Source organism: Chryseobacterium sp. FH1 (genome assembly GCF_000735135.1).
In the GTDB taxonomy this organism is placed as follows: Bacteria; Bacteroidota; Bacteroidia; order Flavobacteriales; family Weeksellaceae; genus Epilithonimonas.
Map to the genome: position 1 here is coordinate 1,818,692 of NZ_JPLZ01000006.1, position 14,182 is coordinate 1,832,873.

Consider the following 14,182-nt stretch of genomic DNA (forward strand, 5'->3'; position numbering starts at 1 on the left):
GAATGGGATTTCTAATACTTTATATCAGATTCAATTAAATTCTAAATCCACCAGAAACCTCTATTCTCTGCGCATTAATCCATTTCGAATCATCTGAACAAAGAAATGCAACAACGCTTCCGATATCATCCGGCAAACCAACTCTACCTAAAGCCGTTTGCGAAGAAACCAACTGGTTGTAATCTGCACTGTCACGAACAGCACCACCACCAAAATCTGTTTCAATTGCACCTGGAGCGATAGAATTAACTCTGATTTTTCTGGCTCCCAATTCCACAGCTTGGTATCTTGATAATGAATCAACCGCTGCTTTCATCGCGCCGTAAGCAGAATATCCTGCAAATGAAAATCTTGCTAATCCTGAAGACGTGTTCACAATACTGCTTCCATCATTCAATAATGGTAATAATTTTTGAGTCAGGAAAAACGGTCCTTTGAAATGAATGTTTGTCATCGCATCCAAGGTTTCCTCAGTCGTAGTTTCGAAACTCTCATTGATTCCGATTCCTGCGTTGTTCACCAATGCATCCAATTTTGCAGATGCAAATTGAGTGTCCAATACTTGCTTAACTTCCGTTACAAATTGGTCGAAACCTGCAGTTGATGAAATATCCAAAGACAATGCGAAAGCTTTTTGTCCAATCGTTTCAATTTCTTTCACCACTTCGTCCGCGAACTCTTTTTTGGTTTGATAAGTTAAAATGATATCAAATCCTTTCTTTGCCAATGCTAAAACTGAGTCTTTGCCCAATCCGCGACTTGCGCCCGTTACTAATGCTATTTTACTTGCCATTTTTTTTGTTTTAATTAATGATACAAAGTTGAGAAATTACCGACTTTTTGTATTTGCATAAATCAAATGAAATTTTGTAAAAATCAAACAATCGATAATTCCCTGAAATGTTGTGGGGATTGCTTGCTGTGTTTCTTAAAGAAATTTGAAAAGTGAGCAACTTCCTCAAAACCTAATGTGAAGGCAATTTCCGAAATATTCCATTGTGTTTGGATGAGCAATAATTTAGCCTCTTGAAAAACCCGGCTTCCGATAATTTCACCCGTCGTTTTTCCTGTGGTGTCTTTTAAAACTCTGTTCAAATGATTGACGTGAACACCCAAAATACCAGCAAAATCTGCCGGAGTTTTCAGTTGTAAAAGATGGCTGGTATTTTCAATTGGAAATTGTCTTTCTAATAATTCGATGAACAAAGATGTAGTTCTGGTAGACGCCGTTTTGGTATTTTCAACAGCACGAATGGGTGTCAATTTCTGTCCGAAATGAATCAATTCCATTAAATAAGTCCGCAACAAATCATATTTATAAACATAATCAGATTGAATTTCTTCGTGCATTTTTAGAAAAACCGCTTCAAATTTTTGAAATTGTTCTGTCGAAATTTGAAAAACAAATTCGCTATGTGGAGAGAAGACAGGAAGGTTATCTATTTCAAATCCTGTTTTGGAACTAGGTGAAAAATCTTTGGTGAATACACAAAAATGTCCAGACTGTTCTGTATCGAGGTGCGTGTAATTGTACGGAATTTTTGGAGAAGCAAACAACACGGCGCAATCTTCAATATCAACCGTTTTATCTGCATACTCCACTTTGTTTTTGCCTTTAATCAAACTTATTTTGTAATAAGTTCTTCGGTTGTAAGGTATTCCTGTTTTCGATGAGCAAGTTTTGGAAATCTCCGAAATATCAAAAACATTGAAGTGGCCAACATCTTTATTGATATTATCGTTCAGAAATTGATTGATATCCGGACAGCTTTCGCCCAAAATATCCTTATAAAATTCTTTGATTGTAATTGAGTTCATCGTGTTGTAAAATCAAATATACGAGATTTGAGGATAAGATTTACAAATCAAATACAGAAACGAGATTAGATTGATTCAAACATCTTCTGCCGACAAACTATTAGAAGAAGTAATCTTATTGAGAAGAATTGTGCAAGCACAAGATGTGAATGTCTATCTTAATTTTAATTCATCATGATTGGACAGTTGTTTTCGTTGGTTTACCGCCAGGACCTTTGGAAATTTGTGCTTTAATGTTGTAGTAAAATCAGAAAGATATTTCAATAATATTTCTTCCGCCTTTTTTATTCTGGATATTCCTGCGCCAACTTTTTGTCAAGATAAAAAGGAACGAATGGAAGAACTGAAGCTATTAGATAAATCCCGATTCGGATCAATCCCCAACGGTATTTTATTGATGCCAAGACCAGAAAAACAAAAAAGACCAAAAACAAAATCCCGTGGATCCATCCAAAATATTTTACAGCGTCTGGAATATTAAAAAAATATTTTAATGGCATTGCAATGAAGAGCAAAATCAAGTAGGAAATACCTTCTATCACAGCTGTTTTTCGATATAGATTGATCATTTTAATTATTTAAGAATTTCTTGGTTTCAGATTCTGATTACAATAATAATTTATTTCAATGGAATAGGCAACAGAGCAGTTTTAGTTAGTGTCTGAAAACTACTTTTGAAGCATTCAATTTTGACGAAAATTTTAATTTTGTGATAAGAAAATACGTAGAGACTATTTAAATTAACATTATAGAGTTTTAACCACATAGAAATATTTAAAGTCACTAAGTCGAAAGCTAAGTTCTATTTTATCTTTTTACTGCAAATTTTACTCTTTTTGTATGTTTCTATGTGGGTTTTATTTTTTATGCAAACTCTTAATTATAAAGCTATTTCTTGGTTTAAATTTCCATTAATCCCTTTGCAGATGTGGATTTTGAGGATTGAAAATTATATCTTTACTGCGTAATACACCCGAATGCAGATATCATCCTTTAAAATTGCGACTTCCATTGGCGCAATTTGTTTTAGCTCCGTCCTTTTTGCACAGCAGAATTTCTCGGTGAGCGGTACGATTAAAGATCAAAGAAATGGCGAATTACTAATCGGTGTGGCTGTAAAAGTTGCCGAAGACCCCACGATTTCCATCACTGCCAACGAGTATGGTTTTTACTCTCTTTCCCTTCCGAAAGGTTCTTACACGTTGATGATTTCGAATCCTGGTTTTAAAGATTTTCAGCAGATTATTAATGTGGAAGAGAACTTGAAACTCAATATCTCATTAAGTCAAGAAGAAGAGGAAAAGACTTCTAACATCGATGAAGTCGTCATTTCTGCCGTGAAAAAAGACAAAAATCTTTCCACCGCGCAGATGGGAACGGAAACCTTGAGCATCAAACAAATTGAAAAACTGCCGGTTCTTTTCGGGGAAAAAGATGTGATGAAAACGATTCAACTTTTGCCAGGAGTCAAAAGCAATGGCGAAGGAAGCAGTGGTTTCAGCGTGCGAGGTGGCGCAACCGACCAGAATTTGATTTTGCTTGATGAAGCTCCGGTTTACAACGCCTCACATTTGCTCGGATTCTTCAGTACTTTTAATAGTGATGCGTTGAAAGATGCGAGTATTATCAAAGGAAACAGTCCGGCGCAATATGGTGGCAGATTGTCATCGGTTTTGGATGTGAAAATGAAAGACGGAAACAACAAAGACTACAATGTCACAGGAGGAATCGGTTTGATTAGCAGTCGATTGAGTGTTGAAGGTCCGATTCAAAAAGAAAAATCTTCATTCATCGTTTCCGGAAGACGAACTTACGCCGATGTTTTTTTGAAGGCGACCGATGATTTTAAAGACAGCAAACTTTATTTCTACGATTTGAATTTAAAAGCGAATTATCAAATTAATGATAATAACCGATTATATTTATCGGGATATTTTGGGCGAGATGTTCTAGGTTTAGGCGATACTTTTTCCACAGATTGGGGAAATACGACGGCGACTTTGCGTTGGAACAGCATCATCAACAGCAAGTTGTTTTCGAATACATCATTCATTTACAGCAACTACAATTACAATGTCGCTCTCAGTAGTAACGACAATACTTTCGGACTCGATTCTCAGATTGAAGACTGGAATTTGAAACATGATTTCACTTGGTTTGCAGGGAACAAACATTCAGTTCGATTTGGTTTGCAGTCTATTTACCATACGATTTCTCCGAGTAGTGCAAGCGGAACCAGCGTGAGTAGTTTTCCGAGAAACCCGAGATATTCCTGGGAAAATGCTTTTTATATTAATGATGATTTCAAAGCGACCGATAAGTTGACCATCAATTATGGATTGCGACTTTCGATGTTCAGCGTTTTGGGTGGCGACACTTTTAACACCTATGAAAACGGAACCATCATCGATTCCGAATTTCTGGAAAAAGGAAAATTCGGAAAAACTTATGTGAATTTGGAGCCAAGAATCACAGCGAATTATAGAATTAATGAAGTCAGCAGTGTGAAAGGTGGATTTTCTCGAAACACGCAAAATCTCCATTTATTAAGCAACAGCGGAAGCGGAAATCCAACCGACCAATGGATTGGAAGCAGTTACACGGTAAAACCTGAGATTTCTGACCAAATTAGCGCAGGTTACAGCCGAAACTTCAACAACAATAATTATGAATTGAACGCGGAGATTTATTACAAATCAATGCAAAATCAAATCGATTATAAAAACGGCGCTCAAATCACTTTTGACACCGCTTCAGATGTTGAAAGCGAGTTGTTGTTCGGAAAAGGAAGAGCTTATGGCTTGGAATTGATTGCCAAGAAGAAAAGCGGAAAACTGACAGGTTGGATTTCCTACACGTTGTCAAAAACGGAAAGAAAAATCAACGGAATCAATGATGACGAATGGTACAACGCCAGACAGGACAAAACCCACGACCTCTCTGTTGTAGCGACTTACGAACTGAATCCGAAATGGTCTCTCTCAGGATTGTTTCTCTACAGCACAGGAAATGCCGTCACGTTCCCAACCGGAAAATATGAACTGAACGGACAAACGGTTTTCCAATTCAGCAATAGAAACGCCGACAGAATGCCAGCGTACCACAGAATGGACATCAACGCTACGTACGAACCCGTTTCCAACAAGCGTTTCAAAGGTTCTTGGTCGTTTGGCGTTTACAATATTTATGGCCGACAAAATGCGTACACCATCAATTTTGAAGATAACCCAGACAATCCAGGAACGACGAGAGCAATGCAGACCTCCTTGTTCCGATGGGTTCCGAACATTACTTACAATTTCAAATTTTAACTATGAAGCATTTATTATTAATCATATTATCCTTATTTCTAATCGTTTCTTGTGAGAAGGAAATCAATCTGGATTTGGAAGACCAAAGTGGAAAAATCGTCATCGAAGGAAATATCACAGACCAAGCCGGACCTTATTTTGTGAGAATTACAAAGTCAGTTGCCTTCACTCAAAGTAATGAATATCCAGCGATTGCAGATGCGCAAGTGACGTTGAGTGATGACCTCGGACAAACCGAAATTTTAGATTATGCAGGAAACGGATTCTACCAAGCTTTCAATTTCCAGGGACAACCTGGGCGAACTTACACTTTGAAAATCCTCGCAGAAGGAAAAGAATACATCGCACAAAGTACAATGCCGGAAGCGGTAGAATTTGAAGGTTTGGAACAGGATTCTTTTCTCGTAGCCGGAGAATTGAGTTACACACTTTTACCGATTTTTACCGACCCGCCAGCTTTGGGAAATCGTTACCTTTTCCGTTATTCTGTCAATGGTCGTTCTAAAACTAATTTCTTAGAATTCTCGGATAACGTGAACAACGGATTGCCAAACCAACGGCCATTATTATTACCGAATGACGACGAAGACGGAAGCGTAAAAGTAAAACCAGGCGACGAAATCATAGTTGAAATGAATTGTATTGATGATAAAATTTATACCTATTTTTCTGCATTGCTTCAGCTTTCCGGTGGAGGTGGACCTGGCGGAGGAATTACGCCGACCAATCCGCCAAGCAACATCAGCAATGGTGCGTTGGGCTATTTTTCGGCACATACAGTTCGAGTAAAAACGGCAACCATAGAGTAGTAGCAATTGTTTTCGTTAGAGCTTGTATAAAATTATAAGAAAATAAAATTTTCAAAGCATTTTTCTTTTCGCCAATCCTAAAGGGCGGAAAAACGCATTGAAAATGTCATCAAAATTACTCCCTTTAGGGCCGGGGAAATAATTTTGATGAAATTTAAACAGGCTCTCTAGCTTAATTTAAAAATTTTTAAAGTCTTTTTCCATTGGGAAGGACTTTTGTTTTTCGTGAAAACTTTGCTGACTCGATATTATTTTTAAATCAAAAACGTGAAATCGTCAAATGTTTTGTTAAATTAGTGAAAACAAAATGGCAGTAATTTTGAAATAGCTAAAATGTGATACAAATCTATGGGTGAATTTACAGAGTTTTACAATAATTTGGCGATTGACAACGGGCTTCTGATGATGCTAATGGTGATGAGTGGTTTCGTAGCCATTTTCCACACTTTTATTCTCATCGGATTGTATGAAATCAACCTTAGACCCAAATGGATTTTCTTTGTTTTAAATCCTGCACTAGTTGGACTCAGTTCATTTTACGATAACAAACTTCCTGCGCTTATCGCCATTGTTTTGTTCTTGTCGGTTTTTGTTTTGGGAATTGTCGGGATGATTTATTCAGCCATTAGAAGTGGTTGGCAAAATTCCAAAGAAGAGGATGAACGCCGAAAGAGAACGGGCGAAAAACCGCTTCCACTTTGGAAAAAGATTGTGATGACGCTTTCAGGATTATTAATCATCGGATTTGTTTTCAGTTTGGGCGTTCCGTATTTCATTATCATCGTCTTCATCATTGTTCCATTTTTAGGCTCATTAAAACCGAATAATAAAAAGAGATTTTACAAATACCAGCGCACTTTGCCAACTGCAAATATCAGGTCTGTGGCAATGGGTTTGGCGGAGATTTCGGGTAAAGTGAAGACCATCGAGCCAATGGTTTCGAGGATTGGAAGCAAACAATGCATCGGTTTTCTTCATACCATCGAAAAGGTTTCTACGGACGAAGACGGGAAAGATTCTTACTCATTGGAATCATCGGAAACGATTTGCAAAGCATTCTATCTTCAGGATTCGACTGGACAAATCAAAGTTGTGGCGGATAATCTTGAGTTCATTGATTTTGAAATTGATGAGCGATATCAATCCTCGATGAAGCGCTACACGCAGTATTTGCTTAAGGAAGATATGGAAGTTTTGATGATTGGAAAAGCTGGCGTAAAGGAAAATAATGAACCAGTTTTCGTGAAAGAAGAATTGAAAGATGTCTTCGGTATTTCACCGATTGAAAGTGTTGAAGACTACAACACGATGCGTCCGATTATCCAGTCTGCCGGATATTTCATCTATTTTTGGGTGATTCTGATGGCGCTGATTTTCTTAACGCCGGTCAAACTTGGGAATAATGGAATTGAAATTGGGAAAATCAGATTCAACTTGCCATTTCAAAATTCAAAACCTGTAAATTCGGTGGATGATTTTTATGATAATGTTTATGATAGTTATGAGAAACCAGAACCTGTTGAAAATATTTATGATGAGGCCGAAGGTGCAAAAGCTGTAGAAGCACCAGAATAAATTAAACCAAAGAAAAACAAAATTATGATACAGATTTTAGCTTACGTCATCATCGGATTGGTCGTTTTAGGATTGCTGAACGTCGTCGTTTCCATTTACAACAGACTCGTGATGCTCAACAACAATGTGGACAAATCCTTCGTGAACATCGATGTTTTATTGAAACAAAGAGCAGACGAAATTCCAAATCTCGTAAAAGTCGTGAAAGAATCGATGAGATTCGAAGAGTCATTGCTGACCAAATTGACAGATTTGAGAACGAAATATCTCAACGCAACTTCTGCCGAAGAAAAAGTGGAGCTTTCCAATCAAATGCAAACACAGCTGAAATCAATTTTTGCGGTTGCTGAAAACTATCCGGACATCAAAACGAGTCAGAGTTTCCAACTGCTTCAAAATCGGGTTTCGCAAATTGAAGATGCGATTGCGGACAGAAGGGAATTTTACAACGAAAGTGTTACGATGTACAATATCGGCATCGAAGAATTTCCAAATCTCATCCTAGCGAAAATAATGCTGTACAAGAAAAAACAGCTTTTACAAATCTCGGAACAAGAAAAAAAATACGATGGAGTTACCTTTTAGTTTCATAGAAATTCTTCGACATATCGAATCTGAACCTGGGGTTTTGGTGGCGTTTTCAGCGTTTCATCCATTTGCGTTGTTGCTTCTCACGATTCCGCTTTGGCTCTTCAAAAAATTAGGGATTTACACACCAAAGGAAACGACCGGGATTTTTGGTTTTTCGGTGATTGTGATTTTGATGGTCGGTTGGCTTCTGGGTTTTGTTTCGCAGATTTTGTTAATGTTTATGGGCGTTCAAGGAATGAAGATGTTGTTGATTTACATTTCGATGTATTTCTGCATCACGGGTTTTGTGATTGTAAATGCGAGAGGTCTTCAGAAGCAATTTGATAGAGATATGTTGAAAAAGAAAAAGTTAGCCTAATCGAGTTTTATTTCATTGATTTTAAATTAATTATAAATGAAAAAATCAGGAATTGTTGTCATTGTGATTTTGGTACTTGTGCTATTATTTGTTGATAGATGCACAACGATCAATTTGACTACTGCCGATATTTTCCGACCGTCAACATATGATGATTTTAAAGAATTGCCCAAACGTCCTCAGTCCAAAAACTACGAAATTGTCCCTGCCAAAGGAACTTTCCCTATTTTATATAATCCGTCAAGTAACGAATTCTACCTTCGAAATGGACAAGGTTTGACCAAATATGATGCGCTAGGAAACGTTATGATTTCCAATGATTTAAAGGCGGAAGAATTCACCTCGGTTTTTGATTTCCTCAATTTTGTGCCTTACGTTTTTGCAAAGAATGGTGTTTATGATTATTCCGGCAAGAGATTAATTTACAATAAGTTTTCAAAAATTGTGAATTCTGAAAATGAATTGAATGACAAGGATTTCAAATCCATTTTCGAGACCAACTATCGCAATGCAGATCTGGTAATCTACGACAACAATAGAAATGTGAAAAGGAAAAGGGAATGTTTTCCAATGTATTTCAAAATAAAAGACGACTGGATTCTTATGTTTTCACAAAAAGGAGATTACAGATTTTCACATCAACAAAACGGCGAAATAGAGAATGATACCATCGGTCAAGTTGATTTTATCGGCTTTCCTGCAAAGTTTTCCAGACAACGTTTGACGGTTTTGAAAGATGCAGAAAATGGGATTTTTTCCATCAGTCAATTGGGAATGGAAGCCATCAGCGACAAATATCTTGATACCTATTACACGCAAATCCTGAAAGAGAGAAAAGAGGACTATCGAACCGATGATAAGTTCAAATTACTTTCGTACAAAAAAGACGAGTATTATTCCAGTGGAAATTTTTTCAATCTGCCGAGTTGGGTAGCGCCATCGTTCATGCTTACAGGCTTTTTCAGATTGACCTACCAAAATGAAAATTTGTATTTCACAGAAAAAGCACTCAAATTGAATGGAGATGGAAAAGTCAAAAACGACCTTTCCATTTATGAATTACCTAAAAAATTCAGGACAAAATCAAAAGTAGCATTTCTGCTTTATTCTTTGAATGTCGGCGGTTACACGAATGACAGCACAAATGTTGTCGAGCCAATTATCAAAAACGCTGGATTGTATCTCGTCAAACCGAAAAGGAAATAGGTGGACTAACTCAATTATTTGGGCGCCTTTATCCGCCCGGAGTTTATCCTGAGCTTATCAAAGGGTTCCCTCCCGATTTTGCATCGGGAGGGAACCCAGGTCGGGGCGCGCTTCGCAAAATAGGAAATTTTGTTTTTATACTTTCAGCCATCCAATCAATTTCTGATTTATCAAATAATTAATGTTCGATAATAGTGTCTGGCTGAGCGGAGTCGAAGCCTACTCGACAAATATCATCTTTTCTCTATTTTCTCTCCTCTACTCAAGCGGATTTTTTTATATTTATGAACTAAGAAACTGAAAGACAAAAACTCAATTTTATGATTGATAAAAGAGTGAAAAACGCCCAAGAAGCGGTAAAAGATATAGAAAGCGGAATGACGATAATGCTCGGCGGATTCGGACTTTGCGGGATTCCTGAAAATTGCATCACAGAATTGGTCAACAAAAACGTGACAGATTTGACCTGCATTTCCAACAATGCCGGCGTAGACGACTTCGGATTGGGATTGCTTTTACAGAAAAAACAAATCAAAAAAATGATTTCGTCCTACGTTGGCGAAAACGCAGAATTCGAGCGCCAAATGCTCTCCGGCGAATTGGAAGTAGAACTCACGCCACAAGGCACACTTGCCGAAAAATGCAGGTCAGCACAAGCCGGAATTCCCGCATTTTACACGCCAGCAGGTTTCGGGACAGAAGTGGCGGAAGGCAAAGAAGTCAAAGATTTTGATGGGAAACCACACATTCTGGAACACGCCTACAAAGCAGAATTCTCCATCGTAAAAGCCTGGAAAGGCGACCACGCAGGAAACTTGATTTTCAAAGGGTCAGCCCGTAATTTTAATTTTCCAATGGCAGGCGCAGGAAAAATCACGATTGCAGAAGTGGAAGAGTTGGTAGAACCAGGACAATTGGACCCGAACGAAATCCACATTCCTGGAATTATGGTTCAACGGATTTTCCAAGGCGAGAATTATGAGAAGAGGATAGAGCAGAGGACTGTGAGGAAGAGAGATTAAAAAACAAACCCGTTTCATTATAAAATGAAGCGGGTTTGTTTTATGATTTACTCGTCATCGTAATGATCTAAAGATTGGATTAGCGTTACAGAAACTTCTTCTTCTTCTTCAAATATTTCATATACAAATCGGTCTTTTTTATTCACTTCTCTGCTCCAGACTTCGCCGTGGTAATATTTCAGTTGTTCTGGCGAGCCTGCTCCAGTGCGTGGATGTTCTTCCAATTCGATGAGAAAAGTTTGCACCTTTTCCATCTCCAATTTTCTGCCCGATTTCTTTATGGCTTTCAAATCCTTCAAAGCTAATGAACGAAAATATCTCTGTTATCTTTAAATTTGTCATTTTGATATTGACTTTCATATGAAATCAATTTTTCAGTTAGTTCATTAGTTTGATTTCGAAATTTTTGTAATTTATCATCCTCACATATTTCCATAATATTTTTAATCCAAAGTGACTTATTTCTTTTTGATTCTGTGAAATGATATATTTTTTTATAACCTTCATTTAAATGAATAGTTAAATTTTTAAGAGCTAATGCTCTTTCGTAGTTTTCATTTGTCTTCAAATATAGATTACAATCTGAACTTATTTCTAGCCAACTAATTGATAAAAAGGTTGAGAATTCTAAAAGTTTTTTTATTTCATTTTCATATTTTACAAGAGTAATTATTTTTTTGTCATAGAGTTGATATTGATTATATACATTTTCTAGTAAATTTTCAAATTTTTTAACGCTAGTACCAATTTGCTTTAAAACTTTTTCTTTAATTTCTTCTGGGAAAATATTATAATCAACCATTTTAATAATTTTTTATACTATAAGTAAAGATTAAATATACATTTTTTAAAATCAAATTATTTTTAAGACAAGAAAATATTCTTTAGTTTTTCCTCTCCCCGATCTGCTGTCTCCACATCGCATAATACAAACCTTTTTCTGCAATCAGATTGTCGTGCGAACCCATTTCTATGACTTGTCCGCGCTCCAAAACGTAGATTCTGTCGGCGTGCATTATGGTGCTCAATCGGTGTGCGATTAGAACGGTGATTTGTTCTTTTTGTTCAGAAATATCTTTGATAGTGGTTGTGATTTCTTCTTCCGTGATGCTATCCAACGCAGAAGTTGCTTCATCAAAAATCAACAAATGTGGTTTTCTCAACAAGGCTCTGGCAATGGCAATTCGCTGTTTTTCGCCACCGCTTAATTTCAAGCCACCTTCGCCGATTACGGTTTCGATTCCTTTTTCGGCGCGTTCCAATAAGCCTGTGCAACTTGATTTTTTCAAAGCCATTTGGATGTCAACTTCTGTAGCGTCGGGACTTACGAAGAGAAGGTTTTCTCGGATGGTTCCTGCGAAAAGTTGCGTGTCTTGCGTCACAAAACCGATTTGATTTCTCAATTCATCAAAATCGAATTCCTTCCCATTGATTTCATTATAAAAAATATTCCCTTCCTGAGCGCGATAAAGTCCCACCAGAAGTTTCACCAACGTACTTTTCCCGGAACCACTTGGTCCAACGAAGGCAATCGTTTCGCCATTTTTGACATCAAACGAAATATTATTCAAAGCTTTGTATTGTGCAGATTGATGCTTGAAAGAAACGTGCTTGAATTCCAGTTCCTCAATCGCACCAATTTGTTTTGGCGTCAAAGGTTTTTCTTCCACTGGTTTTTTCATCAGGTTATCGAAGTTTTTCAACGACGCTTCGGCTTCACGATAAGAAATAATGATGTTTCCAATCTCCTGCATCGGACCGAAAATAAAGAATCCGTAGAACATCAATGACAGATATTGTCCAGGCGTCACGATGTTTCTGAAAATCAAATATAGAAGCGTCAACGTAATCAATTGTTGAAGGAAATTGACCATTGTTCCTTGGATGAAACTTAATGAACGGATGCTTTTGACTTTCTTCAGTTCAAGTCCGAGGATTTTGTAGGTGTTGTTATTCAGACGTTTAACTTCTTGTTTTGTTAATCCAAGACTTTTTACGATTTCGATATTTCTCAAACTTTCCGTCGTGCTTCCCGCCAAACTCGTGGTTTCAGTGACAATCGTTTTTTGAATATTTTTAATTCTTTTGCTTAATAGATTTGTGATAAAAGCAATGAGAAAGATTCCAACCACATAAACCGGCATTATCGACCAATGCAAACGAATCGCATAAACGGAAACGAAAATAATACTCACCAAAATTCCAAAGAAAATATTAATGAAATTGGTAATAAACTTCACCGAATCTTCTCTAACCTTTGTCAAAATCGATAAAGTCTCGCCACTTCTTTGGTCTTCAAATTCCTGATAAGGCAACGCCATCGAATGTTGCAGACCATCCGTGAAAATATTCGCCCCAAATTTTTGCGTAATCACACTCACGACATAATCCTGAAAAGCTTTGGCAATACGACTTATCATCGCGGTTCCAATCAATAATCCAAGGAAATAAAACGCGCCGTGGAAAAGATCATTCCCGTAAAGAAATTGATTCAGGTTTCTGGGCATTAATTTTTCTTTATCGAAAAAGTTGGGATGTGTGACCAATTGGTCGAGAATATTTCCTGTGATAGCGGGCGCAAACAAAGAAAAAACCTGATTGATAGTTGCTAAAATTAGGGAAGTAATCAACAACCATTTGTGAGGTTTGAGATAGTGTAATAATGTCTTCATAATAATTGGTGCAAAATTACTGATATAAATCTGAAGCATTTCTCTGTAAACCTAATTTTATATATATTGCAGTAATAAGTTTTTACTATGTTGACCAAAGAACAAATCGCACAGCGCATCTCCAAAGAAGTGAAAGACGGCTACTATGTAAACCTCGGAATCGGCATTCCGACATTGGTAGCAAACTACGTCCCAGACAATCTTTCCGTAGAATTCCAAAGTGAAAATGGTGTTCTCGGAATGGGACCTTTTCCATTTGAAGGTGAAGAAGATGCAGACCTTATCAATGCGGGAAAACAAACCATAACGATTCTGCCTGGCGGTTCTTTTTTTGATTCGGCTTTCAGTTTTGGGATGATTAGAAGTCAAAAAGTGGATTTGACAATTCTCGGCGCAATGGAAGTTTCCGAAAACGGCGATATTGCCAACTGGAAAATCCCAGGCAAAATGGTGAAAGGAATGGGTGGCGCAATGGATTTGGTAGCGTCTGCAGAAAATATCATCGTCGCAATGATGCACGTGAACAAAGCTGGAGAATCCAAGATTTTAAAGAAATGTACACTTCCTTTGACAGGCGTTAATTGCGTCAAAAAAGTAGTCACTGAATTAGCGGTTCTGGAAGTGACCGACAAAGGTTTCAAACTTCTGGAAAGAGCGCCAGGAATTTCGGTTGACGATATCATCAAAGCAACAGAAGCTGAGTTGATTATCGAAGGTGAGATTCCAGAAATGCAGTTTTAATATTGAAAGTATTAAAATTCATCGAGTTCTACAAAATACAAATCCCCAACAAAAAGAAAGTGTCGATAGTTAATATTGA

Annotated in this window: 14 protein-coding genes; 8 read left to right on the forward strand and 6 right to left on the reverse strand. The window is 37.3% G+C overall.

Translation table 11 applies throughout. The features are described from left to right. Nucleotides 1-34: 34 nt before the first annotated feature. The 3 genes from IO90_RS15190 to IO90_RS15200 form a co-directional block, all read right to left on the reverse strand. Nucleotides 35-793, reverse strand: coding sequence for an SDR family NAD(P)-dependent oxidoreductase (locus IO90_RS15190; protein ID WP_034968345.1), 759 nt, complete (start codon nucleotides 791-793; stop codon nucleotides 35-37). An 83-nt stretch (nucleotides 794-876) separates the two neighbouring features. After that, entirely contained in the window at nucleotides 877-1,818 is a 942-nt protein-coding gene (locus IO90_RS15195; RefSeq protein WP_034968347.1) for a helix-turn-helix domain-containing protein, read from the reverse strand. A 284-nt stretch (nucleotides 1,819-2,102) separates the two neighbouring features. Beyond that, nucleotides 2,103-2,387: a DUF3817 domain-containing protein gene (locus tag IO90_RS15200; RefSeq protein WP_034968349.1), complete on the reverse strand. Its 285-nt coding sequence runs from the start codon at nucleotides 2,385-2,387 to the stop codon at nucleotides 2,103-2,105. 408 nt (nucleotides 2,388-2,795) lie between these two features. Between IO90_RS15200 and IO90_RS15205 the strand changes: the two genes are divergently transcribed. The 7 genes from IO90_RS15205 (at nucleotide 2,796) to IO90_RS15235 (ending at nucleotide 10,690) form a co-directional block, all read left to right on the forward strand. After that, nucleotides 2,796-5,129 (forward strand): TonB-dependent receptor domain-containing protein, encoded by a 2,334-nt coding sequence (locus IO90_RS15205; RefSeq protein WP_034968351.1) that lies wholly within the window; start codon nucleotides 2,796-2,798, stop codon nucleotides 5,127-5,129. Nucleotides 5,130-5,131: 2 nt separating this feature from the next. Next, on the forward strand, nucleotides 5,132-5,938 hold the full coding sequence (locus IO90_RS15210; RefSeq protein WP_034968352.1) for a DUF4249 domain-containing protein: 807 nt from the start codon (nucleotides 5,132-5,134) through the stop codon (nucleotides 5,936-5,938). 348 nt (nucleotides 5,939-6,286) lie between these two features. Next, entirely contained in the window at nucleotides 6,287-7,513 is a 1,227-nt protein-coding gene (locus IO90_RS15215; protein WP_034968355.1) for a hypothetical protein, read from the forward strand. A 24-nt stretch (nucleotides 7,514-7,537) separates the two neighbouring features. Beyond that, nucleotides 7,538-8,098 carry a LemA family protein gene (locus IO90_RS15220; RefSeq protein WP_034968358.1) on the forward strand — a complete coding sequence of 187 codons (561 nt, stop codon included), beginning with the start codon at nucleotides 7,538-7,540 and terminating at the stop codon, nucleotides 8,096-8,098. After that, a complete protein-coding gene (locus IO90_RS15225) occupies nucleotides 8,082-8,462 on the forward strand; it encodes a hypothetical protein (protein WP_034968361.1) in 381 nt (126 codons plus the stop codon). The genes IO90_RS15220 and IO90_RS15225 overlap by 17 nt, the downstream gene beginning before the upstream one ends. A gap of 36 nt (nucleotides 8,463-8,498) precedes the next feature. After that, a complete protein-coding gene (locus IO90_RS15230) occupies nucleotides 8,499-9,668 on the forward strand; it encodes a hypothetical protein (RefSeq protein ID WP_034968363.1) in 1,170 nt (389 codons plus the stop codon). A 320-nt stretch (nucleotides 9,669-9,988) separates the two neighbouring features. After that, complete coding sequence (locus IO90_RS15235) at nucleotides 9,989-10,690, forward strand: CoA transferase subunit A (protein ID WP_034968365.1); 702 nt, start codon at nucleotides 9,989-9,991, stop codon at nucleotides 10,688-10,690. Nucleotides 10,691-10,737: 47 nt separating this feature from the next. On the opposite strand, the gene IO90_RS15240 is transcribed toward IO90_RS15235, so the two are convergent. The 3 genes from IO90_RS15240 to IO90_RS15250 all read right to left on the reverse strand — a co-directional run bounded on the left by IO90_RS15240 (nucleotide 10,738) and on the right by IO90_RS15250 (nucleotide 13,362). Continuing rightward, nucleotides 10,738-10,944, reverse strand: a complete 207-nt coding sequence (locus IO90_RS15240) for a type II toxin-antitoxin system YoeB family toxin (RefSeq protein ID WP_262483379.1) — start codon at nucleotides 10,942-10,944, stop codon at nucleotides 10,738-10,740. A gap of 47 nt (nucleotides 10,945-10,991) precedes the next feature. Further along, a complete protein-coding gene (locus IO90_RS15245; RefSeq protein ID WP_034968369.1) occupies nucleotides 10,992-11,492 on the reverse strand; it encodes a hypothetical protein in 501 nt (166 codons plus the stop codon). An 82-nt stretch (nucleotides 11,493-11,574) separates the two neighbouring features. Continuing rightward, complete coding sequence (locus IO90_RS15250; RefSeq protein WP_034968371.1) at nucleotides 11,575-13,362, reverse strand: ABC transporter ATP-binding protein; 1,788 nt, start codon at nucleotides 13,360-13,362, stop codon at nucleotides 11,575-11,577. A gap of 87 nt (nucleotides 13,363-13,449) precedes the next feature. Between IO90_RS15250 and IO90_RS15255 the strand changes: the two genes are divergently transcribed. After that, nucleotides 13,450-14,103, forward strand: a complete 654-nt coding sequence (locus tag IO90_RS15255) for a CoA transferase subunit B (RefSeq protein WP_034968373.1) — start codon at nucleotides 13,450-13,452, stop codon at nucleotides 14,101-14,103. Nucleotides 14,104-14,182: the final 79 nt, after the last annotated feature.